This is a genomic window from Nostoc sp. PCC 9305, from assembly GCF_963920915.1.
In the GTDB taxonomy this organism is placed as follows: Bacteria; Cyanobacteriota; Cyanobacteriia; order Cyanobacteriales; family Nostocaceae; genus Nostoc.
In genome coordinates, this window is the sequence record NZ_CAWUDN010000025.1 from 35,946 (window position 1) to 58,599 (window position 22,654).

General features: G+C 40.8%; 22 protein-coding genes and 2 pseudogenes. 10 read left to right on the forward strand and 14 right to left on the reverse strand.

The features are described from left to right. Positions 1 to 50: 50 nt before the first annotated feature. Entirely contained in the window at positions 51 to 860 is an 810-nt protein-coding gene (locus tag ACM0OX_RS11675; RefSeq protein ID WP_414515015.1) for a D-alanyl-D-alanine carboxypeptidase family protein, read from the reverse strand. Positions 861 to 962: 102 nt separating this feature from the next. Between ACM0OX_RS11675 and ACM0OX_RS11680 the strand changes: the two are divergent. Beyond that, a pseudogene (locus tag ACM0OX_RS11680) lies at positions 963 to 1,487 on the forward strand (hypothetical protein); the annotation flags it as partial. Between the two features lie 33 nt (positions 1,488 to 1,520). Here ACM0OX_RS11680 and tsaB read toward each other — a convergent pair. The 3 genes from tsaB to ACM0OX_RS11695 form a co-directional block, all read right to left on the reverse strand. Further along, positions 1,521 to 2,177, reverse strand: coding sequence for a tRNA (adenosine(37)-N6)-threonylcarbamoyltransferase complex dimerization subunit type 1 TsaB (tsaB, locus tag ACM0OX_RS11685; RefSeq protein WP_414515016.1), 657 nt, complete (start codon positions 2,175 to 2,177; stop codon positions 1,521 to 1,523). A 160-nt stretch (positions 2,178 to 2,337) separates the two neighbouring features. Continuing rightward, the gene (locus tag ACM0OX_RS11690; RefSeq protein ID WP_414515017.1) at positions 2,338 to 2,871 is read right to left on the reverse strand and encodes a 6-aminohexanoate hydrolase; all 534 of its coding nucleotides are present in this window, start codon (positions 2,869 to 2,871) and stop codon (positions 2,338 to 2,340) included. Between the two features lie 173 nt (positions 2,872 to 3,044). Continuing rightward, positions 3,045 to 3,293: a Ycf34 family protein gene (locus ACM0OX_RS11695; protein ID WP_094351825.1), complete on the reverse strand. Its 249-nt coding sequence runs from the start codon at positions 3,291 to 3,293 to the stop codon at positions 3,045 to 3,047. A gap of 86 nt (positions 3,294 to 3,379) precedes the next feature. On the opposite strand from ACM0OX_RS11695, the gene ACM0OX_RS11700 reads away from it, so the two are divergent. Together ACM0OX_RS11700 and ACM0OX_RS11705 are read left to right on the forward strand one after the other, a co-directional pair. Next, the gene (locus tag ACM0OX_RS11700; protein WP_414515018.1) at positions 3,380 to 4,684 is read left to right on the forward strand and encodes a CCA tRNA nucleotidyltransferase; all 1,305 of its coding nucleotides are present in this window, start codon (positions 3,380 to 3,382) and stop codon (positions 4,682 to 4,684) included. Between the two features lie 389 nt (positions 4,685 to 5,073). Further along, on the forward strand, positions 5,074 to 5,457 hold the full coding sequence (locus tag ACM0OX_RS11705) for a response regulator (protein ID WP_414515019.1): 384 nt from the start codon (positions 5,074 to 5,076) through the stop codon (positions 5,455 to 5,457). On the opposite strand, the gene ACM0OX_RS11710 is transcribed toward ACM0OX_RS11705, so the two are convergent. Both ACM0OX_RS11710 and ACM0OX_RS11715 read right to left on the reverse strand, forming a co-directional pair. Next, complete coding sequence (locus tag ACM0OX_RS11710) at positions 5,438 to 5,842, reverse strand: DUF2294 domain-containing protein (RefSeq protein ID WP_414515020.1); 405 nt, start codon at positions 5,840 to 5,842, stop codon at positions 5,438 to 5,440. The genes ACM0OX_RS11705 and ACM0OX_RS11710 overlap by 20 nt on opposite strands. A 311-nt stretch (positions 5,843 to 6,153) precedes the next feature. After that, positions 6,154 to 6,321 (reverse strand): annotated as a pseudogene (locus tag ACM0OX_RS11715) (uracil phosphoribosyltransferase); the annotation flags it as partial. Positions 6,322 to 6,603: 282 nt separating this feature from the next. Here ACM0OX_RS11715 and ACM0OX_RS11720 point away from each other — a divergent pair. Then, the gene (locus tag ACM0OX_RS11720) at positions 6,604 to 7,086 is read left to right on the forward strand and encodes a tetratricopeptide repeat protein (RefSeq protein ID WP_414515021.1); all 483 of its coding nucleotides are present in this window, start codon (positions 6,604 to 6,606) and stop codon (positions 7,084 to 7,086) included. 691 nt (positions 7,087 to 7,777) lie between these two features. On the opposite strand, the gene ACM0OX_RS11725 is transcribed toward ACM0OX_RS11720, so the two are convergent. From ACM0OX_RS11725 to sufB, 4 genes are all read right to left on the reverse strand, one after another. After that, positions 7,778 to 9,040, reverse strand: coding sequence for a cysteine desulfurase (locus tag ACM0OX_RS11725; protein WP_414515022.1), 1,263 nt, complete (start codon positions 9,038 to 9,040; stop codon positions 7,778 to 7,780). A 14-nt stretch (positions 9,041 to 9,054) separates the two neighbouring features. Then, positions 9,055 to 10,425 (reverse strand): Fe-S cluster assembly protein SufD, encoded by a 1,371-nt coding sequence (gene sufD, locus ACM0OX_RS11730; RefSeq protein WP_414515023.1) that lies wholly within the window; start codon positions 10,423 to 10,425, stop codon positions 9,055 to 9,057. Next, positions 10,425 to 11,216, reverse strand: a complete 792-nt coding sequence (gene sufC, locus ACM0OX_RS11735) for a Fe-S cluster assembly ATPase SufC (RefSeq protein WP_114086126.1) — start codon at positions 11,214 to 11,216, stop codon at positions 10,425 to 10,427. The genes sufD and sufC overlap by 1 nt, the downstream gene beginning before the upstream one ends. A gap of 101 nt (positions 11,217 to 11,317) precedes the next feature. Further along, entirely contained in the window at positions 11,318 to 12,757 is a 1,440-nt protein-coding gene (gene sufB / locus ACM0OX_RS11740; RefSeq protein ID WP_414515024.1) for a Fe-S cluster assembly protein SufB, read from the reverse strand. Positions 12,758 to 13,168: 411 nt separating this feature from the next. Between sufB and sufR the strand changes: the two genes are divergently transcribed. Both sufR and ACM0OX_RS11750 read left to right on the forward strand, forming a co-directional pair. After that, positions 13,169 to 13,852, forward strand: a complete 684-nt coding sequence (gene sufR / locus ACM0OX_RS11745; RefSeq protein WP_414515025.1) for an iron-sulfur cluster biosynthesis transcriptional regulator SufR — start codon at positions 13,169 to 13,171, stop codon at positions 13,850 to 13,852. A 66-nt stretch (positions 13,853 to 13,918) separates the two neighbouring features. After that, positions 13,919 to 14,179, forward strand: coding sequence for a hypothetical protein (locus tag ACM0OX_RS11750; protein ID WP_414515026.1), 261 nt, complete (start codon positions 13,919 to 13,921; stop codon positions 14,177 to 14,179). 182 nt (positions 14,180 to 14,361) lie between these two features. Here the strand turns inward: ACM0OX_RS11750 and ACM0OX_RS11755 are convergent, their stop codons facing one another. The 3 genes from ACM0OX_RS11755 to ACM0OX_RS11765 form a co-directional block, all read right to left on the reverse strand. Further along, positions 14,362 to 14,691, reverse strand: coding sequence for a KGG domain-containing protein (locus ACM0OX_RS11755; RefSeq protein WP_414515027.1), 330 nt, complete (start codon positions 14,689 to 14,691; stop codon positions 14,362 to 14,364). 442 nt (positions 14,692 to 15,133) lie between these two features. Next, positions 15,134 to 15,766, reverse strand: coding sequence for a hypothetical protein (locus tag ACM0OX_RS11760; protein WP_414515028.1), 633 nt, complete (start codon positions 15,764 to 15,766; stop codon positions 15,134 to 15,136). 336 nt (positions 15,767 to 16,102) lie between these two features. Continuing rightward, the gene (locus tag ACM0OX_RS11765; protein WP_094327544.1) at positions 16,103 to 16,429 is read right to left on the reverse strand and encodes a YbjQ family protein; all 327 of its coding nucleotides are present in this window, start codon (positions 16,427 to 16,429) and stop codon (positions 16,103 to 16,105) included. 651 nt (positions 16,430 to 17,080) lie between these two features. Here ACM0OX_RS11765 and ACM0OX_RS11770 point away from each other — a divergent pair. Continuing rightward, a complete protein-coding gene (locus tag ACM0OX_RS11770; RefSeq protein WP_414515029.1) occupies positions 17,081 to 17,761 on the forward strand; it encodes a tetratricopeptide repeat protein in 681 nt (226 codons plus the stop codon). Positions 17,762 to 17,763: 2 nt separating this feature from the next. Here the strand turns inward: ACM0OX_RS11770 and ACM0OX_RS11775 are convergent, their stop codons facing one another. Next, entirely contained in the window at positions 17,764 to 18,666 is a 903-nt protein-coding gene (locus ACM0OX_RS11775) for an ABC transporter ATP-binding protein (RefSeq protein WP_414515030.1), read from the reverse strand. Positions 18,667 to 18,924: 258 nt separating this feature from the next. Here ACM0OX_RS11775 and ACM0OX_RS11780 point away from each other — a divergent pair, with 258 nt between their 5' ends. The 3 genes from ACM0OX_RS11780 to ACM0OX_RS11790 all read left to right on the forward strand — a co-directional run bounded on the left by ACM0OX_RS11780 (position 18,925) and on the right by ACM0OX_RS11790 (position 22,632). Continuing rightward, the gene (locus ACM0OX_RS11780) at positions 18,925 to 20,526 is read left to right on the forward strand and encodes an alkaline phosphatase D family protein (RefSeq protein ID WP_414515031.1); all 1,602 of its coding nucleotides are present in this window, start codon (positions 18,925 to 18,927) and stop codon (positions 20,524 to 20,526) included. A gap of 190 nt (positions 20,527 to 20,716) precedes the next feature. After that, complete coding sequence (locus tag ACM0OX_RS11785) at positions 20,717 to 22,099, forward strand: AAA family ATPase (protein WP_414515032.1); 1,383 nt, start codon at positions 20,717 to 20,719, stop codon at positions 22,097 to 22,099. An 8-nt stretch (positions 22,100 to 22,107) separates the two neighbouring features. Beyond that, entirely contained in the window at positions 22,108 to 22,632 is a 525-nt protein-coding gene (locus tag ACM0OX_RS11790; RefSeq protein ID WP_414515033.1) for a hypothetical protein, read from the forward strand. Positions 22,633 to 22,654 lie beyond the last annotated feature (22 nt).

Consider the following 22,654-nt stretch of genomic DNA (forward strand, 5'->3'; position numbering starts at 1 on the left):
CAAGGAGAGAGGGATAAAACCAATTGCTCCTGACTCCTGTCTGCTGTCTTTTATGGCGATATCTGAGCGGGTTTTAAGTTTCTGGCTTTGTAGAACATTTCTAAACTATTGCGATCGCCTACAAAACGCCAGTGCCAAGGCTCATAACTCACACCTTGAGCATTATCTTTAGGAAATGACATTTCAAAGCCAAAACGCGGTGCATTTGCTTGCAGCCACCGATAAGCCTTGGTATTGTCAAAGTTTGTTTGAAGATTAGTTGCTGGTACTGCTCCGTCTCCAACATCCACTGCATAACCCGTATGATGTTCGCTATGGCCAGGAGGAGCGCTGAGGGCGGCTCGTTGTGCTGGCGTTTGATTTCGCTGGGCACCGACAGCAAAAAACAACTGCTCCTGGTCTTTGACTGAGCGAAAGCCAGAAATTGGTAGTAAAATTACACCTGAACTCCGCGCTGCTGCTACCATCTCCTCAAACTTTTGGGCAGCAGCTTTTCGCATTCTAATGCCCCTATTTGCGGAGATGGTTACTAGTTCTGACTCAGGGGCTTCTGGGTATGGAAAATGCCCTAATACAGTATCGCTGGAATTGTTAGATGCTGTCGGAGTTGGAGTTGTAGGAGTAGAAGTAGCTGGTAAAGGTTGAGAATCTGCGGTTTTTTTGGGTGCAGTGACGAAAAACAAAAAACCGCTAATTAAAGCGAGCAAGACAAATCCCATTACTCCCCCAATCAGCATAATTCGGGGTTGCAACCAAATTTTAGGTGCTGCAACAGGGGTATCGCGTACAGCCACTGGAATATCATCACCAAGGTCATTCGATGAGTTTTGCGGTTTTCCAGAAAACCCTGCCTTATTCAAAGGTAAACTCCTGTTTTTGTGGAATAGCCATAACAGATTTTGCACTGGACAAAAGTAAACGTAACAGGTAGCATTTTACATCTGTGGTTCTTGGGCGCAATCTTGACAAACCTTTTAGAACTATACGTCAAGCTGGGAGGATTAGTCCTGGTAGGTTTTATTCTGGGACGCAAACTACCTGGGACAGTTCCTACACGTTTAGGACTGTTTCTTTTTTGGGTGGGAGTACCCATAAGCATAGTATCGTTTTTGCGTCAATCTAGTTTATCAGGACAAATTTGGATTGCACCTACGTAGATGCATTCGCGTAGCGTCTGTCTGCAACACGCTGCGCGAACGGAGAGAAGCGGCTTGTCGCCAGACATCGCTTACCTAGCTATTTTACTAAGAGCATTTTTAGCTTGGTTCGGGATTAAAGGACAAGCCTATTTTAGAAATACTGTCTCTCAACCACCAACTCCGGCTAGCTTGATATTAGCCGCAATGTTTGGTAATACAGGTTATTTTGGCTTTCCCATCACCTTAGCAATGCTAGGCAAGGAATACTTGGCTTGGGCGTTATTTTATGATTTGCTAGGTTCATTCCCAGGAACTTATGCTCTGGGTGTGTTGCTAGCAGCCAGTTTTGATTTTGGATTTATGGAGTGTGACGCATATCAGTTAAAGTTCTACAGGATGTTGCCCATAATATGGCAAAGCCTCTGACCAATTAGGAAATTTGCCCTCTTGCCAATCGATATTAGCTAGTTCCAAAATACTTGTCACTGTCGCTGCTAGACCAGATTGAGCTTGAATCAGCTGATAATTAGTGTTCCAATTTGCTAAAGTTTCCTGCCACGCTTCTGGTGTCAACACTCGATCTGACAAACACACTTTTAGTTTAGAAGTATCTGGCTCAAACTGATAAATAGCAGCAAAAATTTGACCTCGTTGTGCTGGCATTTCCACAGCAAAAGTTTTTATATTTTGACTTTTGCCAGCTTCTGCCCAAGCTACGGCAGCCAAAGTTGAAATCGCAAATACAGGAATATCTAACTGTTGCCCTAAAGTCCGAGCAGTAACAACACCAATCCGAGTTCCCGTGAAGCCACCGGGGCCTTTTGCAACTGCGATAAAGGACAAATCTGACCAAGTTTGTGGTTTGATAAATTCAATTAAATATTGATGCACTAAGCTAGATAAATCACGCCCCAAATTCCAAATTTGAGAGCGAGTATCGGCTGCAAAATTACTAATTGCTAGTCCTAATTCAGGAGTAGTGGTGTGTAGTCCTAAAGCGTATTTATTTATTGCAAGGTCTTTTAGTTCCGTTGTCAAAGTTACTTAAAATATCTATTTTTATAGAGTTAACGTAATTTATTTAAGCATATAACATAGCGGTGATTAATTGAAAAAATACTGATTAACGATCGGTCAAACAGTCTTGTTACAAGGTTTGTGAGAGCCAATGCTGTTGACTTGCTAATAGCGATCGCGGCTAGGATGGGGGATTTGGATTTCCGCCTTGCTGTCTCAATAGATAGTCCAAAACTCGGTCAATTCGCTCCAAGGCAGCACCTGTAGTCAGTTGAAACTCCTGAAACTGAGATTTTTGTTCCTCAAAATTGCGGTCGAGCTTTAGCATAAGTGCTTCTAATCGCTCAGTTCTTGCCTTTGTTTCCTCTATTTCACTGCCTGTCTTTGTAAATAGGCGTTGCGTGTGAGTGATAAAACTATCAACCTTATCAGAAACTTGGTCAACCTTTTCCCCTATCTGATCAACACGTGCCCCTAATTGATCGAGGTGAGATTGGGTGCGGTCTTGTTTTATGGTCAACTCATCAAGGTGAGATTGGGTGCGGTCTTGCTTTATGGTCAACTCATCAAGGTGAGATTGGGTGCGATCTTGTTTTATGGTCAACTCATCAAGCCGTCTGTTTGCTGATTCTGCGTAGCTTGCAGTAGAAACTAGCAATCGCTTAACAGTTTCGAGTTCATCTTCAACATGGTCTAATCGCTGTGCGTTGGTCATGCTGTTTTTTCTTGGCTGGCTTCTTTATCTTCTGCGATCGCTGATGGACAAAATCTCATTACAGCAGAAATCATGTATTTTGACCATATCGGTTGTAGGGGCACAAGACCTTGCGCCCCTACCGCGTGGTCTATTTACCTGAAAATACCTGTAACATACACCAATCATTTCTATCAAGTGGGCACTAATTCACCAGGACGCAATTTCGACCACTTACCCGTTTCCCGCTTGAAGCTCAGACAACCAACAACATCCCATTCCATTTCAATCACATCATCTGTAGTCCGAATGTTGACATTGATAGAAGGTTCATTGGGATCAAAATCTGGTGTTTCAGTCAAGTGAGGCTGTTGGTGCTGCCCTTCTACGGCATGATAGGTAACACAGCTGTCTACATAGTGGCAATTCACGCAAATACACATAATAGAACCAACTCCAGGGGCCTTTATTGTTAATCTAACGTAAGCCCAACTGTTATTCATGAGTTGCTGGGTTGATTTTTATTACAATGCACGAATCAATTCCTTCTATCCTAGCTCCCGAAAATTGGCCTTTTAGTTTGGAATTCCTACCACAACCCGCTTACATGGTAGGTGGCGCTGTCCGAGATGCGATCCTGGGCAGAACTCGCGAATATCGGGATCTAGATTTTGTTATACCATCCAAGGCGGTAAAGGTAGCGAGAGCGATCGCTCATCATTACAAAGCTGGTTTTGTGTTACTTGATGCAAAACGACAAATTGCGCGTGTGGTTTTTCCCCACGCCACGGCTGACTTTGCCCAACAGGAAGGAGATAGTTTAGAAGTTGATTTGCACAGACGGGACTTTACAGTAAATGCGATCGCTTATAATCCCCATACGCAAGAAATTATCGATCCTTTGCAAGGTTATATAGACTTACAACAGGGCATTTTGCGAATGATATCACCCGCGAACCTAGAAGATGACCCTTTGCGGTTAATGCGAGGTTATCGCCAAGCCGCTCAACTAGGTTTTACTATTGAGCCAGCTACCCAGGCCGCTATTCGTTCTTTGGCATCACACATCAGCAAAGTTGCAGCCGAAAGAGTTAGGGTAGAAATTGGCTATCTACTGGCAAATTCTCAGGGTACTCCTTGGATTACAATGGCTTGGGAAGATGGTTTACTTGCCCCTTTCTTCAAAAATGCCACCCGTGAAAGCTTGCTCAAATTAGCAGCAGTCGACACAGCAGCCGCCTTACTCACAGAAAATTGGCAACAACTAGGATCGCAACTGCAAGAACATGTCCGCGATAGTATTAAAACTACTTGGCTAGCTATTGCCAAACTTGCTTGTCTCGTCAACCCAGATCCAGAATTAGCAGAAATAGAGCTACAAGAACTAACTTATAGTCGCGCCGAAATCCGAGGTATAACTACTGCTCTGAAATTGTTACCGCAATTTCAAGTAGTTGATATGTCATTGCGAGAACAATACTTTTTGTTTCATAACGCAGATATTGTGTTCCCCGCTACGGCAGTGCTAGCTGTAGCAATTAATAATTTGGTAGAGGCAATATCTGGTGACAAGGCACTACACACAGCAGTGGAAACTAAAGCAATGAGCTACCAAGTTTTAGCACCTTTGATCGACCGCTATCTCAACCCTAACGATGCGATCGCTCATCCCACTCCCCTAGTAAGCGGCAAGGAGTTGATTACAACATTAGATATTCCAGCTTCGCCAATTATCGGCCAACTGCTAACTGAAATTGGTGTAGCACAAGCTGAGGGGAAACTTTCAACACCAACAGAGGCGATCGCTTATGCACGTAAGTTACTTGATGGTTAAATATACTTAATTAATTTATGGTAATGTACCAAAGGCGATGCCTGCGCGATTTTGCCACTCCTGGCTAAGGCTAATAAATCTGCAACTTCAAGTATCCCCTACTTACCATAAAATACCGATCTTTATAGTCAATCCTTGCAATTACATACATCAATTATGCTAATATTTGCTTGATGTTATGACTGCTTTGCTATGTTATTTCTTAAAATTTAGCGCCGATGGACAACCGAATGAATTATACACTAACCTATTTATTTTTATACCTTAGTTGGTTGCCTGAAGATACTCTCGTACATTGAATTAAACATTTACTAGAAACAAAGACTTTCAGGTTTTTCTGATAAGTGGAGTTTTTGTGAATAGCTTTTCTTGAACAGGACTAACTGCTTATGAATGGACAGCCTTTAATTTTGGTTGTTGAACAGAGTTTACATGATTTAGAGCTACTTAATTCTCATCTAGGAATATTAAATTTTTCATGTATTTGTACCAAACAAGGGGTGAGGGCTGTGATGTTGGCACAAACTCATCAACCAGATTTAATCCTGCTAGATATGAAGCTATCTAACTTGAGTGCGAACCAAGTCATTGACGATCTCAAGCATGACTCAAAAACTGCTACCATTCCAATCATTGCAGTTACACCTCTAAGAACGGTACAAGACGATCGCTCCACAGTGCTCACGGCATTTGATGATTGCATTACTAAACCCTATGATTTTAATCAATTAGAAGTGGTAATCAGTCGCCACATCAGTCAGCTAAATTCCTAACATTTATCTTAGGAATATATTCGGGATTACGAACTTCAGGTAATTCCTTGAGAATTACAACAATCCCAGTACGGCCTGTTGCTAAATTGGTGTTTGTCATTAGGTAGAGGACAGGTTGACCAATAATTTCCTCAATCAAATTTTTTAAATCTGGTTTAATTATTTTCTCTAAATATAATCGTACTTGTTCAGCTAAAGTATCATAACCACCTTTGAGTAAAGTTTGTTCAGCTTGGGTAACAGAGTTTTCTAGAGAAATTACGATTTCAGTATCAAAAAAATGACAAATGATTTGGCTAGGAGACTTACCTAGCCTATCATTATATAAATTTATAATCCGCTGTGATATTTCTGTTTCTAATTGTCCAATAGTCGGTTGTACCATTAGTACCTACTATGTAATATTTATTGCTATAATCGGCAAATTGAAGTATCCAATATTATAGTAGATGATTATGGAATAGTCTGATAAAATCAATCACTATTTTATATGAACTTAGTGTATCAATGTGATGTATTTAGTATGCATTTATTTAAGAATATTTCCAATTTTGGCGAAGGTAAAATTTGTTAACTAACGACAGGACTTACGCAAAATCATGAAAAAACGAACCACAGAGGGCGCAGAGGACACGGAGAAATAAGAGTTTCAGAAAGCTCTTGCGTAAGTCCTATAACGATTTATGCAGTGTTCAGCTAATAACTGGATTTGATCGTCATTTGCTCATAGATAATTAGCTTATTTTGTGCCAAATAAGCTCCTGCATAGCCCACCGTGCCTACATCTCCCAATCCAGGAATAATATAGCCATGTTCATTCAAATGGTCATCAATGGCAGATGCATACAACGTCACATCAGAATGTAATGTACATTACAAAACTCTATATACCTTCTAGTACAGCGAATAAGCAGACAAACTTAGGTTTTAATAAAGAGTGTGTTAGCCACTGAGACAATTTGTGAAAAACCAATACAACATAATATCTAGTGTGGTATTAGTCGTATTGTTGAACACAATAAGTCACACACAAATTTCATAATTAGCGATTAATCACGACTAATTTAAAGATGACTTTAAAAATGATTTAATCGAGATATTTTGTGAGAAAGTTAATACAAAGGTATATTCACCGATCTCAAATTCATGGATTCTTTATTTATCAATTCCTTACTTGAAGAGTTGAAAAACCCAGATGCCACAGTGCGCGACAAGGCAACCAGAAAAATCTGGCGGATATGGTTTCAGCAAAAGGGAATCTATGGGCTGGAAATAATTGACCGCAGTCAAAAGTTACTAGATGCAGGTGAAATTGCTGAAGCTGAAACATCGCTGACGGCATTAATTCAAGACCAGCCAGATTTTGCTGAAGCTTGGAATCGTCGAGCTTTCCTCTATTACAGTATTGGCGATTATCAAAAATCTCTGGCAGATTGTCAGATGGTTATACAGATAAATCCAATACATTTTGGGGCGCTTCATGGTATGGGCTTATGTTATGCAGCACTAGGAGAGTATAGTCAAGCTATCCGGGCTTTTCAACGTGCTTTAGAAATTCAGCCCTATTCTCTAGTGAATCAAAAGTTGATTCTAGAATGTACATTTAGATTCAGCTACAACGGCAGATAGGAGAGAGCATCATACTGTTTTATGAATCCGTTATCATCCTCATCAACAAAAATTCATCGCCTTAGTCGCCATAATTTTATTCAATACACTTCTATCTGAATTAATAGCAGCGTCATTGCTGCTTGTACTAACAGCAACCAACTATCAACTAACAATTCTCGGTTGAATAAAGTTAACTTTAGTACAAACTAGATAGCACAAACGGAACATGGTGGATTTTACTAAGCGATGTCTACTAGGGGCTGCGCCTACGCCATTGGTATTTACAAAGGCTACAGTTTAGATGTAACTATCAAAATGAGTGGTCTTTAGGCGCTCAGTGGTACTCAATTGTTGATGAGGGTACGGTAGATTTCTTTATGAGTTATGGTATGGATGCCGTGAATGCCATAGCTACAGTTACAGCAATTTTCAAGAAAGACCCCTGGTGTCTTATTGCACATCCCAACTCAGCAATTACAATTTTTGCCGATCTTATCTTTTACTCTGTTAAACTAAAGTTTTTTCTAACTATATATAAAGGACTGACAAAAAATAAATTATCCCAAATTATTTGTACATTGATAGGGGCGCAAGGCCTTGCGCCCCTACGTTCGCTCCTGTAAATAATCCAGATAATTAAATTGTGCCAACTATTAGCAAGATATGTTGCTGATATTTGGCACAATTAGTATCTGAATATTTGGTAACTTTAAGCAAGGAAACCTGCAAAAAAGTCGAGAGTTTCTTTCAGTGCTTTGATGAAAATATCAATTTCTTCGCGGGTGTTGTAGAAAGATAGACTTGCTCGTGCGGTTGCAGCAAGACCTAAATAACGGTGTAATGGTTGTGTGCAGTGGTGTCCAGAACGGATGGCAACGCCTTCTTGATCTAATAATGTAGATAAGTCGTTGGCGTGAACTTCTCCGGCTGTGAACGACGCGAGAGCGGCTCTACCTTCCCCTTTAGCATTTGGTTTGGGGCCGTAAATTCTAATTTGGGGAATTTGCTCTAATTGTTGGAACAAATAAGCCGTTAATTCTGCTTCGTAGGCGTGAATTTTATCCATACCAATACTGCTAAGATAATCTATCGCAGCACCCAGTGCGATCGCTTCTCCAATTGCAGGTGTACCAGCTTCAAATTTATGCGGTAATTCTGCGTATGTAGAATGGTCTAAATACACCTCTGCAATCATCTCACCACCACCAAAGAATGGTGGCATTGATTCTAACAATTTCAACTTGCCATACAGAAATCCTATCCCAGTTGGCGCACACATTTTATGACCGGATGCTACCAACCAGTCACAATCTATCTGCTGCACATCGACAGGGTAATGAGGAATACTTTGGCAAGCATCAACTAAGAATTTAGCACCATATTTGTGAGCGATCGCACCAATTTCTGCCACTGGGTTAATGCAACCCAAAGTATTAGAAATATGCACCACCGACACCAACTTGGTTTTGTCGGAAATCAGCTTTTTAAACTGTGACAAATCAAAAGTTTCTTCTGGTGTTAATTCTACAAACTTCAGTACTGCACCCGTTTTTTGTGCTACCAATTGCCAAGGCACAATATTACTGTGGTGTTCCATCACCGAGAGAATAATTTCATCCCCAGGCTGCAAATTATTCATTCCCCAACTGTAAGCTACTAGGTTAATCGCCTCACTTGCGTTGCGGGTGTAGACGATTTCCTGACGGGATGCAGCATTAATGAATTTGGCAACTTTATCTCGCGCACCTTCATAAGCATCAGTAGCTTTAGCGCTCAGGGAATGGGCACCTCGATGCACGTTAGCATTATAGTGTTCGTAATAATCCCGTAGGGTATTTAACACCAACAAAGGCTTTTGCGATGTCGCCGCATTATCGAGATAAACAAGGGGTTTCCCGTTGACTTCCTGATGCAATATCGGGAAGTCAGCGCGAACTTTATCAGCAAGGGTTTTGGTAGAGGTGAAAGTCATTGGTAGATTAGTTATTACTCATTAGTCAGGGACTTGAGATTATTCACTGTGTTTAAAAGGATTTCTCGCAGAGAAGGAACTGGTATTTTGTTGATAACTTCAGCAGCGAAGGCATTAATTAACAACTTCCGAGCATCGTTTTCATCAATTCCCCGACTTTGCAGATAGAATATTTCGTCATCTTCTAATTGGCTAACAGTAGCACCATGAGCGCATTTGACATTATCCGCCGTAATTTCCAATTGGGGTTTGGTATCAACTCTGGCTTTCGACGATAGCAGCAAATTGCGATTTAACTGGGACGCATTTGTTAACTGCGCTAGTTTGGGTACAAAAACTTTACCATTGAACACCGCATGAGCGCGATCGCCTACAATACATTTATGCAATTGGTCACTTGTACCGTGGGGATAGTTAAGTGCGATCGCACTGTGAGTATCAGACAACTGCTTACCAGAAATTATCGTCAAACCATTGAGAGTAGTCTGTGTCTGCTCACCAGTTTGCAAAATCTCCAAATTGTGCCGTGACAACTTCGCACCTAAAGTTATGGCATGACAAGTATATCGACTATCACGAGCTTGTGCGATCGCAGTTTTCCCAATATGAAAAGCTTCTGCACCTTCCCACTCAACCCTAGTGTGACTCACCTCGGCATTGTCACCCACCCAAACTTCCGTAACCGCGTTAGTTAAATAAACTCCGTTCTCCGCGCTCTCTGCGCCTCTGCGGTTCGTATACTCCTCAACCAACGTCACCTGCGAACCACTTTCCGCCACCACCAAACAACGCGGCTGTGAAATCGTCGCCGTCTCACCCACAACCGAAATAAACACAAGATGAATTGGCGTTTCAACTACCACATTCTTCTTCACCCACACCACAGCTGCATCAGTTACCCCAGCCGTATTGAGAGCAGTAAAAACCTCCTGCGCTCCCTCAGCTTGAGCTAAATACTGCCGTACACCTTCCTGCTCAACCGCAGACAAACCAGCCAAATTACTCACCACAATTCCAGATGGCAAATCTGAAACTGCGGATAAATCCGGCGCAAAAACGCCATTCACAAATACCAAACGACTATTAGCCGCCTCTGGCAAAATATCAAACTCTACAGACGCAAAATTTCCCGCCTCTACATTAAATTGCACCTTTCGTAGAGACGACAAATCAGTAAATCGCCATTCTTCCTCGCGGGTAGTCGGGATAATCGAGTGACGTACCCAATTAGCAGAACTTTGGCGTAATTCCTGCAACCAACCTTCTGTTTTAGTTGCCGTTACTTGATTTAACAACCCAGTCAGATAATCATCTCTATCTAACATCGATGTCAAACTGACTGCATTTGAATTAGGTATTGGACTAGGGGATACTTGAATATTCATTACACACCCACCTCAGCAGCTGCAAATTCTTCTAGCACCCAGTCATAACCGCGAGACTCTAATTCCAGCGCCAGTTCTTTACCACCACTCGTAATAATTCGCCCCTGTGCCATCACATGCACAAAATCAGGCACAATATAATCGAGTAACCGTTGGTAGTGGGTAATCAAAATTGTCGAATTTTCTGGACTTGCCAGTTGATTTACCCCATTCGCCACAATTCGGAGCGCGTCAATATCTAAACCCGAATCAGTCTCATCCAAAATTCCTAACTTTGGTTCTAGCAGAGCCATTTGCAGAATTTCATTCCGCTTCTTCTCGCCACCAGAAAACCCTTCATTCAAACTCCGACTGAGAAAACTGGGATTCATCTTCACCACATCCAGCTTTTCCTCAATCAAATCGTCAAAATCAAAAGCGTCTATTTCCTCTAAACCTTGCGCCTTCCGACGAGAATTGTACGCCACCCGCAAGAAATCCAAATTGCTCACACCCGGAATTTCTAACGGATACTGAAACGCCAAAAATACACCACTTCTGGCGCGTTCCTCCGGCTCCAACTCCAACAAATTCTGCCCCTGAAAAATCACCTCACCGCCAGTCACCTCATACGCCGGATGTCCAGCCAACACCTTAGAAAAAGTACTCTTACCAGAACCATTCGGCCCCATAATCGCATGAATTTCACCCGATCGCACCTCAAGATTCACACCTTTCAAAATCGGTGTCCCATCAACATTAGCCGTCAGATTCCGTACCGACAGCACAACTTCACTATTTTCAATAATCATCTTCTCTCCCTTCTCTGCGCTCTCTGCGCCTCTGCGGTTCGTTACTCTTCCAAAAGATAAACACAGAACCCCGATGTCCCTGTGTTTATCCTTCCTTCCACTTATCCAACACTGCCTTCCAACTTCAAACTCAACAACTTATCAGCTTCCACAGCAAACTCCATCGGTAGCTGATTAAAAACATCCTTACAGAAGCCGCTAATCATCATCGAAATAGCATCTTCCGAAGAAATACCCCGTTGAGCAAAGTAAAATAACTGATCTTCCCCAATCTTAGAAGTAGAAGCTTCATGCTCCACCTTCGCACCGTTATTTTGCACCTGAATATAAGGGAAAGTATTGGCATGGGCATTATCCCCAATCAGCATTGAGTCACACTGAGAATAATTTCTCGCCCCAATCGCTGTCGGATTGACTTTCACCAAACCCCGATAGCTATTACTAGAATTACCTGCGGAGATTCCTTTAGAAATAATTGTACTGCGGGTATTCTTACCAACGTGAATCATCTTACTACCCGTATCAGCTTGCTGCTGATGATTTGTCAGCGCCACCGAGTAAAACTCACCCACAGAGTTATCACCCACTAACACACAGCTAGGATATTTCCAAGTAATTGCCGAACCTGTTTCTACTTGAGTCCAGGAAATCTTAGAATTTACGCCCTGACACAAACCGCGCTTGGTGACAAAGTTGTAAATACCGCCCTTACCATTAGCATCTCCCGCGTACCAATTTTGCACAGTGGAGTATTTGATTTCGGCGTTGTCGAGGGCAACGAGTTCCACAACTGCGGCGTGCAGCTGGTTGCTGTCATACATCGGTGCGGTGCAACCTTCGAGGTAAGAAACATAACTACCTTCTTCGGCGACAATCAAAGTCCGCTCAAATTGTCCCGTGTCACCAGAGTTGATGCGGAAGTAGGTAGATAGTTCCATTGGGCATTTTACGCCTTTAGGAATATAGACAAAAGAACCATCGCTAAATACGGCGGCGTTCAAGGCGGCAAAATAATTGTCAGCGATGGGAACAACGCTACCCAAATATTTTTTGATTAATTCTGGGTGTTCCTGCAATGCTTCCGAAAACGAGCAGAAAATAACACCATCTTCCGCTAGCTTTTCTTTAAATGTAGTAGCGACAGAAACGCTATCGAAAATTGCATCGACGGCGACATTTGCCAGCCGCTTCTGTTCAGATAGGGAAATGCCTAACTTCTCGAAGGTTTCTAAAAGGGTTGGATCAACTTCATCCAAGCTGTTTAGTTTTTCTTTCTTGCGTTTTGGCGCTGAGTAATAAATGATATCCTGATAATTTATTGGCGGATACTTGACATTAGGCCAAGTTGGTTCCGTCATTTTTTGCCACTGGCGATAAGCTCTGAGGCGAAAATCCAGCATGAACTGCGGCTCGTTCTTCTTAGAGGAGATCAAGCGGATAACGTCCTCGTCTAGTCCACGCGGTATGGTGTCGGACTCAATGTCTGTGACAAAGCCGTACTTGTAGGGTTGGTTGACTAAGGTTTTGACAGTGGCACTCATCAGTAATAATCTCTCGTGTTCGGAACTGGAATCTCTCTATAAGGATGGGAGACGGGGTTTCTTTAGCCGATTCCCATCTACCGTTACGGAATGGTTACACGGCTGCTAGAATAGTGGTGGAGAGTAAAACAACAGCTATGTTGTTTAATCTATCTTCATTTTACGCTAAATTAACAACAACAATGTTGTCAAAGTCAAACAATTTTGGATTTTAGATTTGCAATTTTGGATTGAAAGAGACCACAAAGGTGCTTGGCTCAAGGATTTTAGATTGACGATAGCGTAGCGGGGCATATACCAGAAAACTTTTTTAAGCCAAAATCCAAAATCCAAAATCCAAAATTGGCACGGTCAAATTTTTAAAGAAATTAATTTTTGTGATGTTCGCTGAACGTCTCGCACCAAATGAAGATGGCGACTACCCACCAGTCCTCAACCAAGCAAGATATCCTTGAGTATCTGCACAAACACGAAAAAGCAACGGCTTTGGAGCTAGCTGAAGTTTTAGACGTTACCCCCCAAGCGATTCGTCGCCATCTCAAAGATTTGGAGACGGAAGGGCTAGTTTTGTATTCTACATCAGTACAGGCTGCGGGGATGGGGCGGCCGCAGCATCTTTATGAATTGAGTCGTCAAGGACGCGATCGCTTGCATCGAACAATGAACGATCGCTTTGGTGATGCAAGCGGAAATTTTGCGGTTTCGTTGCTAGACACCTTAGCCGAAACGGTAGGACACGACCAATTTAAATCGATTTTAGAGAAACAGTGGCAGCGTAAAGCTAAAGAATACCGCGATCGCGTGGGTAATGGTTCGCTGCGAGAACGTGTAGCCAACTTAGTAGAGTTAAGAAAAGCAGAAGGCTTCATGGCGGAGTATCACGCTGTTGATGTGAATGACTCCTTTGAGTGCGATCGCTTTATCTTAATGGAGCATAACTGTGCAATTTCTAACGTTGCCGAATCTTTTCCGAGTATCTGTGGCCACGAATTAGAAATGTTTGCTGCCGTATTACCAGATTGTACCGTAGAACGCACCCACTGGATTATTGATGGCGAACATCGTTGTGGCTATTTAGTACAAGTTCGTCATTAGTCATTTGTCCTTTTTTTAATGCCCAATATCCAACTAACTTTGAGATAGCATTTCATTTTTTCATTTATGGATGTACTACCACAGCAACCATCAGCACAATTTTTAACCCTGGAAGAGTCAGCAAAAGTAGATGCGGCGTTGTTGTCTTCCCCAGAAAAGTTTTTAACAAGATTGACAATTTCATCACTGAAGCTTTTGAAGCATATTGCCCAAGAGTACGGTGTTGCTATTGAAGATTTGACAACACAGCAAGTAATTTCCTGGTTTGAAAAAGATGGCAAAATTCGTCGCGAGCAGGGAATTGAAGGTTCATATCTGAAATGGTGATCTGCGGTAGTCAAGTTTTCGTTACATTTATTTAGATAAAAATAACTATACAAAATATCGCGCTTTTAAAGAACAAAAATGTTTCTTAGAAGCGCGATATTCACAGATAAGATATGTTGACAATTTTGCCTAAATTCCAATATTGGAGCGGGAACCTTTTAAGTACCCGACGATGAGTCTATTTATTGATTTTTGTGACTTTGCCGACCTGCCTCAGCATGTTGTTCTCGTGTACCTCCTTGAGTACCCTTCTCTTCACTATCACCATCATCACTATCTTGATTCCGACCGCCGCTGTGAGAACTCTTGCCTCCCTCACGACCGATTTCAGCCATGTGTTCTCTATCCTGACTTACAGCTTCACCACCTTTGTGTCCAGCCTCACGAGCTTCTTCAGATGTAAACTCGTGAGCGGTACCCTTCTCATGGGCAGCTTGTCCGCCCTTGCTTGCTATTTCGCGCTGCTTGTCGTCATCCATTGAAGCAAAACCACGTTTGCTTGTGTCTGCCATGATAGTACTCCTTGTAAGTAACTAAATTTTTTACTTTTTGAGCAAGCGAAAACCTAGACCAGGTTTTCTCTTTCATCAATTAATTGACCTTTTTAAATTAGCTAATCAAATATTCGATATTCATGACTCTTTGGAAAGAAACATTCGATACTGATACTTAACTTTGGATATACAACTAAAGGTATCAGTAAAGATTAATTTTACGATATAAGACAATACAGTTCAGTTAAGCAATTTTTTCCTTCTCTTTCTTCTCTCTGCGTCTTGGCGGTTCGTTAAAAAATAGACTTGGATAACAGAGTTTTAGCCTTAACTGAACCGTATTGCGATATAAGAATTAATCGGACACTAGAAACGCCAACCTTAAATAATAAATAAAAAGCACCTTAAAAAAGGTGCTTTTATTTGAAAATAAATAACATTTTCTTTGTCAAACAATTATTTAAGCATTGTAATTGTTAGTCCGAGGACTACGAGCGCCAGTTACGGCTCCAATCATTGAGGCTATTAAACCCAACAAAGAACCAAACACAAACCACCACAATCCCGAACGTATATTAGCTGCCGTTTCACGAGCTTGTTGGGCACTTATATTTGCTTGTGGTACATTAACCCCACCTTGCTGTTGTACCTGGTTTATGACTTCTCCTGCGTTAGAAGCAGCAACACCAAAAGCACCAGATACTCCACTTGCTAAAAGCCATGAGCTAACTGCCAAAGTCGTTGCCCAAAGAATTGCACCGTTAAGAAGAGCTGTATTGCGGTTCATCGGCCCACAAGCGCGGGCTGTAACCCAACCACCAGTAAATAGGGAAATTAGTAAAGCGATAGTTGACCAAAGCCCCGCACTACCCGCAGCATTAGGAGCAATTGTTCTGGGTGCACCTGAACCTGCAACTGTGCCTGCCGCAACCGCAGCAATGATAGAACTCAAAATTAATTGTGTAGCCAAAGAAACCAACAAACCAGCAATAATTGGCCCCCAGCGAACACGGTCGTGATATTCGGCTACTCGACCTGCTACCACAGTATCAGTAGATATAACGTCATTTCCTGTCCGATTTACGTATGACATCGCTTATGTTCTCCAGTGCTGTTTCAGCAAAGTTCCTGCTCAGGTATATTCATCCTTTATGCTTCAAATTAAATAACTAAATGTTCTGTTTTAATCTCTATCGATAGAAAGATTTAATAGGTCTATCTTTAGCCAGAAAAAACAAACTTTGTTTAACAATTTTTAATATAATTTAGTGTTTATTTATGTATTTTTTCTAAAACTTCCATCTAAAAACTCTTAACTTAAAATATAACTATTAGCTAGCTATCAGAAACCAGCTTTAACGATGTATGCTATTGGACTTAATCTAACTAAAGCTTTGTAATGAATGTCAAAATTAAAAATCATCAAAAATTAACGCATCCTCACAGCAGTGCCTGTGGCAGTAATCAGCAAAAGAACTCCTGACTGGTCAAGATTGATTGTGCCAGTATCAATTTCAATCCCAATTACAGCATTTGCTCCTAAACGTTGTGCGCGTTGCTCTAATTCTTCCAGTGCCTTGCGTTGACCCTGCTCAAATAGACGCTCATAGCTAGCAGTGCGTCCACCGATAATATCTCGAATCCCAGCCAAAAAATCCCGTAAGAAATTGCTGCCGTAGACGACTTCTGCTGTCACAATGCCTAAATATGACTCAATCACGGCTCCTTGAATGACATCAGTGGTAGTTATAATCATAAATTAACCTCCTATATGGGATATATCTTGATATTTATTATTAAAGTATTTGGATAAATATTTTAATAATTGTAATTATTATTACAGAATATAGGTTTGACGAACATCCTCTCACACAATTTTAGATTGCGCTTTGGGGTTTAGTGTTGTCCTAAACAGATTAATGCAACATTTGACAGTTTAAATTTATTTTATCTTTGAATGACCAAAAAGGATGTAAATGCCTAGATGATAACTTCTCAAATGGTAGTATCAAGGATTAACAATGTCAGAAAAATTGGATACAGAATCAGCAAACTCTGAAATGAAATAAAAATAGGAATAAATGTCAAAGCCTATAAGCTTGGTGCATCATCATCTAGGATTAAGTCAAATGCCTGTTGAGTTTTTCTGGGCAACACGTATAACTACTGATTAAAAAATGTGTCGTTTTGCTATAGTACTGGTTTATATGTATGGCATCTTCACCTGCTGCTCGATCGCTTACACTTCATCCTTCAGTAAAAACTCTGTTATGTAGTGCTAAATGTAAAGGAAAGAAGAATGAACTATTAACATCTGAATCAATACGAAGAAATACAGTTTTCAAAAGTCCATATTTTTGTTTTAATGTACAAGAAAAAAGTCCTCTAAAATTTCAGGAAATTTACTGTGTACAAACCAACATCATTCATGTTTAGTGTGGTGTTACTAGGATGTTTTACTTTCACCATACCTTCAGTAGCTCAAGCTCAAGTATTAGTGGCGCAGGCCAAAAACCCAGAGCTAAAGCAATTACTGGAGGAAGGACGGAGGTTAGTGAATGCCGGGGATTATGGTGGTGCGATCGCTGTTTATCAGCAAGCAGCTAGTTTAGATCCGAAGAATGCTAAAATCCATTCAGGTATTGGGTATTTATACGCTCAACAGGGAAATTACCAGGCAGCATTAGCAGCTTATCGTAAAGCGATCGGTATCAGTCCTAACAATAGTGATTTTTACTACGCTGTGGGTTACATCAAAGCCAATTTGGGCGACACACGTGGGGCAAAGGAAGGTTATCGTCGTGCGATACAGCTGAACCGTAACAACGTCAACGCTTATTTAGGATTGGCTGTGACACAATCACGTATGGGAGACTATACTGCTGCTACCTGGGCATACCAACAAGCAATCGACTTGGATAAAAACAACGCCCAGACTTATGAGTTGATGGGTTCGATGTATAAACAGCGACGACAAGCCAAACAAGCAAACAGCTTGCTTCAGAAAGCCCGTGACTTGTACAAACGACGCAATGACTCAGATGGCGTAGAAAGGGTAGAAGCCATGCTGCGGCAGTTAGGAGGATGAGGTTAATCTAACTGGCGTCCCGTTAATTCCACAAAAATATCTTCCAGATTAGAGGGACGCACCATCATTCCGGTTTTATCGGGCTGTTCATTCAAGTAGATATTTGCTGCTTCCAAAGATGGGAAAAACAGATATTCCCAATTACGAGCGCCATCACTTCCCACATTAGATACACCTAATTGTTTCATCACCAAACCTTCACCGTGAGCAGAACGCAGCTGTTGTAAAGTTCCTAAAGAAATCAGCTTACCGCTATCCATAATACCGATGCGTCCTGGCTTGGTAGAACCAAAGGCATCGCACAAAAATTCGACCTCATCCATATAGTGGGTCGTCAGTAGCATCGTCATTCCTTGTTTATTTAAATCCCGAATAATTTCCCAGAGGCGTCGCCTAGTCTGGGGGTCTAATCCTACCGTTGGTTCATCTAAAAACAAAATTTGCGGTTGATGCAATAAGGCTCTCGCAATCTGCAACCGTCGTTTCATACCCCCAGACAGGGTTTTTACCAAATCATCACGTTTTTCTGCTAGCTCAACATACTCTAGCCATTGATTAATCAATTTTTGTCGCTGCGGGTTACTAATGTGATGTAGTCTCCCGTGCAGTTCCATATTTTCCCAGACGGTTAAATCGTTATCCACACTGACTTGTTGCAAGACTACGCCAATACTTTGTTTTGCCAACGTTGCTTGGCTTGTCACATCATATCCACCTACTTCTATGCGTCCTTGGGACGGTTTCGTGAGTGTAGTCAGCATCCGAATTGTGGTTGATTTACCCGCACCGTTCGGGCCAAGTAGAGAAAATATCTCCCCCGCTTCAATTTGGAATGATAGGTCATTGACTACAGGTACATTGTTGTAAAACTTGTAGACATTTTCTAGAAAGACAGCAGCAGTCACGTCGCTTCGCTCCGAATTAAAAATTAAAAATTAAAAATTAACCAGTTCATAAATAAATTTAGTTGCTCTGTATCCTTTTCTGTTCGGTCATGGATAAATTTGCTCACACCAGCTCATAATCAAGACTACCATTCTGATTACATCAAACTAAATATATTTTATTAACCCTTAGATAACTCAATCTTTACTTGTTGACATAACAAGGTGTGGTAAACACTTATCCTGTAATACTTTAGTTTAAGGTTGCTGTTATTTAGTATGGAATCTCATCACCCATTGAAGCTAAATCGGCGTCAGTTTTTGCTACATTCAGCTATCACGGCTGGTGGAATTATTTCGACAAATTTTGTCGCTAAATCACCAGTTTTTGGCGAAGCACCTGTAATTATCACTTCTGATAAAATGCGTCCTGGCATACCTTATGGCGTAGCTAGCGGAGATATATCTAACGATAGCATCGTGATTTGGAGTCGGAGCGATCGCCCTGCCAAAATGATTGTAGAATATTCTACCAGCGAATCTTTTCGCAATGTGCAGCGAGTTGTCGGGCCTAATGCTTTAAAAAATAGCGACTTTACAGCACGACTTTATCTGAAGAATCTACCACCAGACCAAAAATTATTTTATCGGGTGATTTTCCAAGATTTAGATTATCAACGTACTTGCAGCGCTCCTTTTTATGGTACTTTCCGAACTCCCCCCAAATCTGGACGAGATGTATTCTTTGTGTGGGGTGGTGACACCGCTGGTCAAGGATGGGGAATTAATCCTGATTTCGGTGGGATGAAAATTTACGAAACCATGCGCCAACTTCATCCCGACTTTTTCATCCATTCTGGCGATAATATTTATGCTGATGGCCCGATTCAATCAGAAGTAACTTTGGACGACGGCACTATTTGGAAAAATATCACCACACCAGAAAAATCAAAAGTAGCAGAAACTCTCACAGAATATCGCGGTAACTATATCTACAATTTGCTGGATAAAAATATCAAGCGTTTCAATGCTGAAGTTCCCATATTGGCACAGTGGGACGACCACGAAACAAGAAACAATTGGTATCCTGGGCAAATTATCCTTAACGATGACCGTTATACAGTTAAGGATGTTAACTTGCTAGCTCAAAGAGCAAGACAAGCTTTTTTAGAATATTTGCCTATTGGATATGAAAGCAATAATCCAGAGAAAGCGAAAATTTATCGTTCTTTCAACTATGGCCCATTATTAGACATTTTCATGTTGGATGAGCGCACCTACCGGGGGCCAAACTCTCCCAATAATCAGCCAGTAGCAAGTAAAAAAACAGACTTTTTGAGCAAAACACAAGTGCAATGGTTGAAAAGACAATTGCTGTCATCAAAAGCAACATGGAAAGTGATTGCTAGTGATATGCCTTTAGGACTGATAGTTAAAGACGGTAGCACTGATTTTGAAGCTTGGGCTAATGGAGATGGCCCAGCTTTAGGAAGAGAATTAGAACTTGCCGATTTACTACGATTTATCAAAAACAAGAATATCCAGAATGTTGTTTGGTTAACTGCTGATGTACATTATGCAGCAGCCCATTATTACGACCCCGCTAAAGCAAAGTTTACTGACTTTAAGCCTTTTTGGGAGTTCGTTGCCGGACCGCTTAACTCTGGTACATTTGGGCCAAACGAATTAGAGAATACCTTTGGCCCACAATTAGTATTTCAAAGTCTTCCTCCAGGTACAAAAGCAAATCGACCGCCAAGTGAAGGTTTGCAATTCTTTGGAGGAGTTAAAATTGATGGAAATACAAAGGTGATGACGGTAACATTGCGTAACTTGGCTGGGAAGACTGTTTACAGTGTAAATTTACCGCCAGAAAAATAAATCGCGAAAATCATAGTGAGATGTAGCCAGTTAGATAGAGTAATTACGCAATTTTTTACTTTTTCTGCTGGCTTTGCTGTTTTTTGGGTGGGATGTTGAAGGATAAAAAAATTGTGCGATGCCTGCGGCGGGCTTTGCCAACGCCACTGATAGGAGCTAAATTTAAGTAGGTAGAGTTTTGGAGTTGATCATGCTTAAGCAACTCATCTTAGAAAACTGGAAGAGTTTTCGTTATGCGGAGCTTCCACTTGACCCATTGACTGTTCTGATTGGTACAAACGCAAGTGGTAAATCTAATGTAGCTGAAGCGTTAGAGTTGCTCAAAAGAATCGTCAGAGGTGAGGATATTGAAGTAGCTTTAGAAGGAAATAAAACTCTTTCCTCGATTCGAGGTGGTGTAGAGTGGGCTGCACTTAAACCTGAAACTCAATTTATATTAAAACTACTAGTTCAAGGTGAAGATAATAATACAGATTATTTTTATAGTATTACAATACAAACTAAACCAGATGTTCATATTGTCCAAGAATATCTCGAAAGACAAAAAAAATTATCAGATTCCCAAGTTAGTCATGAAATTTTAATAGATGATAATAATACTTTAACTGAAAGATCATATTTATCAGAATTCACTCACTTCTTTGCACAAAAACAAAAGGAACATGATAAATTAAAACTGGTAGTTAGTAAATTAAATAATGCTAATGCCAACCAAGAACTATTGCAAATAGCTCTCAAAAAGAATATAACTACTAATGAGGTAAAAACTGAAGCAATTATTGAAACAATAAAAGATATCAAAAAAACAACCAATGATCTGATTGAGCTAATCTCTAAGAATGATGAGCATTTTAGTTTAGTTGGTGATTATAATAAGCTAATAAATCTCATAATCAATAAAATTAGTAGCATTTTTATATTAAATCCCGTTCCTTCTAAGATGCGCGATTATTCACGTTTATCTGACATTTTAGAAAGCGATGCTTCTAATATTGCTGGTGTACTAGCAGCATTGGATGGCAAACAAAAAGCCGAAGTCGAATCGACTCTATCAGCCTATATAAAAGATTTCCCTGAAGGCGATATTAAAACAGTATTTGCAGAACCAATTGGTAGACTTAAAACTGATGCGATGCTTTACTGTGAAGAAGAATGGAAACCTGGAGAGATGACATTAATAGATGCTAAAACTATGTCAGATGGAACTCTCCGTTTTATAGCAATCCTCACAGCATTACTTACTCGACCAGAAGGAAGTCAACTAGTAATTGAAGAAATAGATAACGGGCTTCATCCCTCCCGTGCAGAATTACTTGTAAGAATATTACGAGAAATTGGTCAGAAAAGAAAAATTGATATTTTAATTACTACCCATAACCCAGCTTTACTTGATGCTTTAGGCCCAGAGATAGTTCCTTTTGTGGTTGTCGCACACCGGGATAAAGAAACTGGAGAGAGCAAGCTTACTCTTTTAGAAGATATTGATAATTTTTCTAAGCTATTTGCATCATATTCTTTAGGTGATATGACAACTAAGGGTGCAATTGAAAGAAGCCTTTCTCATAATGAATAGTTACTAATATGAGAAAGGTGCTACTCATCGATACATCGCTTTTATGCGTTTGGTTACAAGTTCCAGGTAGAGAAACTGCTGGTAATAATGAATGGGATTTTGAGCGTGTAAATCAAAAAATTCAGGCAGAAATCGACAAATCAACAACGCTGGTACTTCCTTTAGCTGCTGTTATAGAAACGGGTAATCACATTGCACAGGCTAAAACAACAAATTCAGAAAGTAAACGTATAGCAGCTCAAAAATTTGCCGAAATTATGACTTATGCAGCTGATGAAACTACACCTTGGGCTAAGTTCCGTGAGCAAATTGTTCTTTGGGAAGAGGAAGAATTGAAAAACTTAGCCGCTAAATTCCCCAATCAAGCTGTAGAAAAGACTTCTATGGGTGATGCTAGTATTGTCATTTTGGGTTGGCACTATCACCAAAAGGGTTTCCATGTAGAATTTTTGACTGATGATGACAAGCTAAAATCTCAGGAACCACCTCCACCACAGCCACCTACGCGTCGTAGTAGTCGAACAAAAAGGTAAAATATCCTTGAGCGATTACTAT

What these genes read in the sequence shown, in the direction of transcription:
- ACM0OX_RS11755 (WP_414515027.1), bottom strand. Translation starts at nt 14,691, where the DNA reads ATGGCAGACACAAGCAAACGTGGTTTTGCTTCAATGGATGACGACAAG.
- sufB (WP_414515024.1), bottom strand. Translation starts at nt 12,757, where the DNA reads ATGAGTGCCACTGTCAAAACCTTAGTCAACCAACCCTACAAGTACGGC.
- ACM0OX_RS11725 (WP_414515022.1), bottom strand. Translation starts at nt 9,040, where the DNA reads ATGACTTTCACCTCTACCAAAACCCTTGCTGATAAAGTTCGCGCTGAC.
- ACM0OX_RS11765 (WP_094327544.1), bottom strand. Translation starts at nt 16,429, where the DNA reads ATGATTATAACTACCACTGATGTCATTCAAGGAGCCGTGATTGAGTCA.
- ACM0OX_RS11780 (WP_414515031.1), top strand. Translation starts at nt 18,925, where the DNA reads ATGGAATCTCATCACCCATTGAAGCTAAATCGGCGTCAGTTTTTGCTA.
- ACM0OX_RS11700 (WP_414515018.1), top strand. Translation starts at nt 3,380, where the DNA reads ATGCACGAATCAATTCCTTCTATCCTAGCTCCCGAAAATTGGCCTTTT.
- sufC (WP_114086126.1), bottom strand. Translation starts at nt 11,216, where the DNA reads ATGATTATTGAAAATAGTGAAGTTGTGCTGTCGGTACGGAATCTGACG.
- sufD (WP_414515023.1), bottom strand. Translation starts at nt 10,425, where the DNA reads ATGAATATTCAAGTATCCCCTAGTCCAATACCTAATTCAAATGCAGTC.
- ACM0OX_RS11760 (WP_414515028.1), bottom strand. Translation starts at nt 15,766, where the DNA reads ATGTCATACGTAAATCGGACAGGAAATGACGTTATATCTACTGATACT.
- ACM0OX_RS11720 (WP_414515021.1), top strand. Translation starts at nt 6,604, where the DNA reads ATGGATTCTTTATTTATCAATTCCTTACTTGAAGAGTTGAAAAACCCA.
- ACM0OX_RS11710 (WP_414515020.1), bottom strand. Translation starts at nt 5,842, where the DNA reads ATGGTACAACCGACTATTGGACAATTAGAAACAGAAATATCACAGCGG.
- ACM0OX_RS11785 (WP_414515032.1), top strand. Translation starts at nt 20,717, where the DNA reads ATGCTTAAGCAACTCATCTTAGAAAACTGGAAGAGTTTTCGTTATGCG.
- ACM0OX_RS11705 (WP_414515019.1), top strand. Translation starts at nt 5,074, where the DNA reads ATGAATGGACAGCCTTTAATTTTGGTTGTTGAACAGAGTTTACATGAT.
- ACM0OX_RS11690 (WP_414515017.1), bottom strand. Translation starts at nt 2,871, where the DNA reads ATGACCAACGCACAGCGATTAGACCATGTTGAAGATGAACTCGAAACT.
- ACM0OX_RS11750 (WP_414515026.1), top strand. Translation starts at nt 13,919, where the DNA reads ATGGATGTACTACCACAGCAACCATCAGCACAATTTTTAACCCTGGAA.
- sufR (WP_414515025.1), top strand. Translation starts at nt 13,169, where the DNA reads ATGGCGACTACCCACCAGTCCTCAACCAAGCAAGATATCCTTGAGTAT.
- ACM0OX_RS11790 (WP_414515033.1), top strand. Translation starts at nt 22,108, where the DNA reads ATGAGAAAGGTGCTACTCATCGATACATCGCTTTTATGCGTTTGGTTA.
- ACM0OX_RS11695 (WP_094351825.1), bottom strand. Translation starts at nt 3,293, where the DNA reads ATGTGTATTTGCGTGAATTGCCACTATGTAGACAGCTGTGTTACCTAT.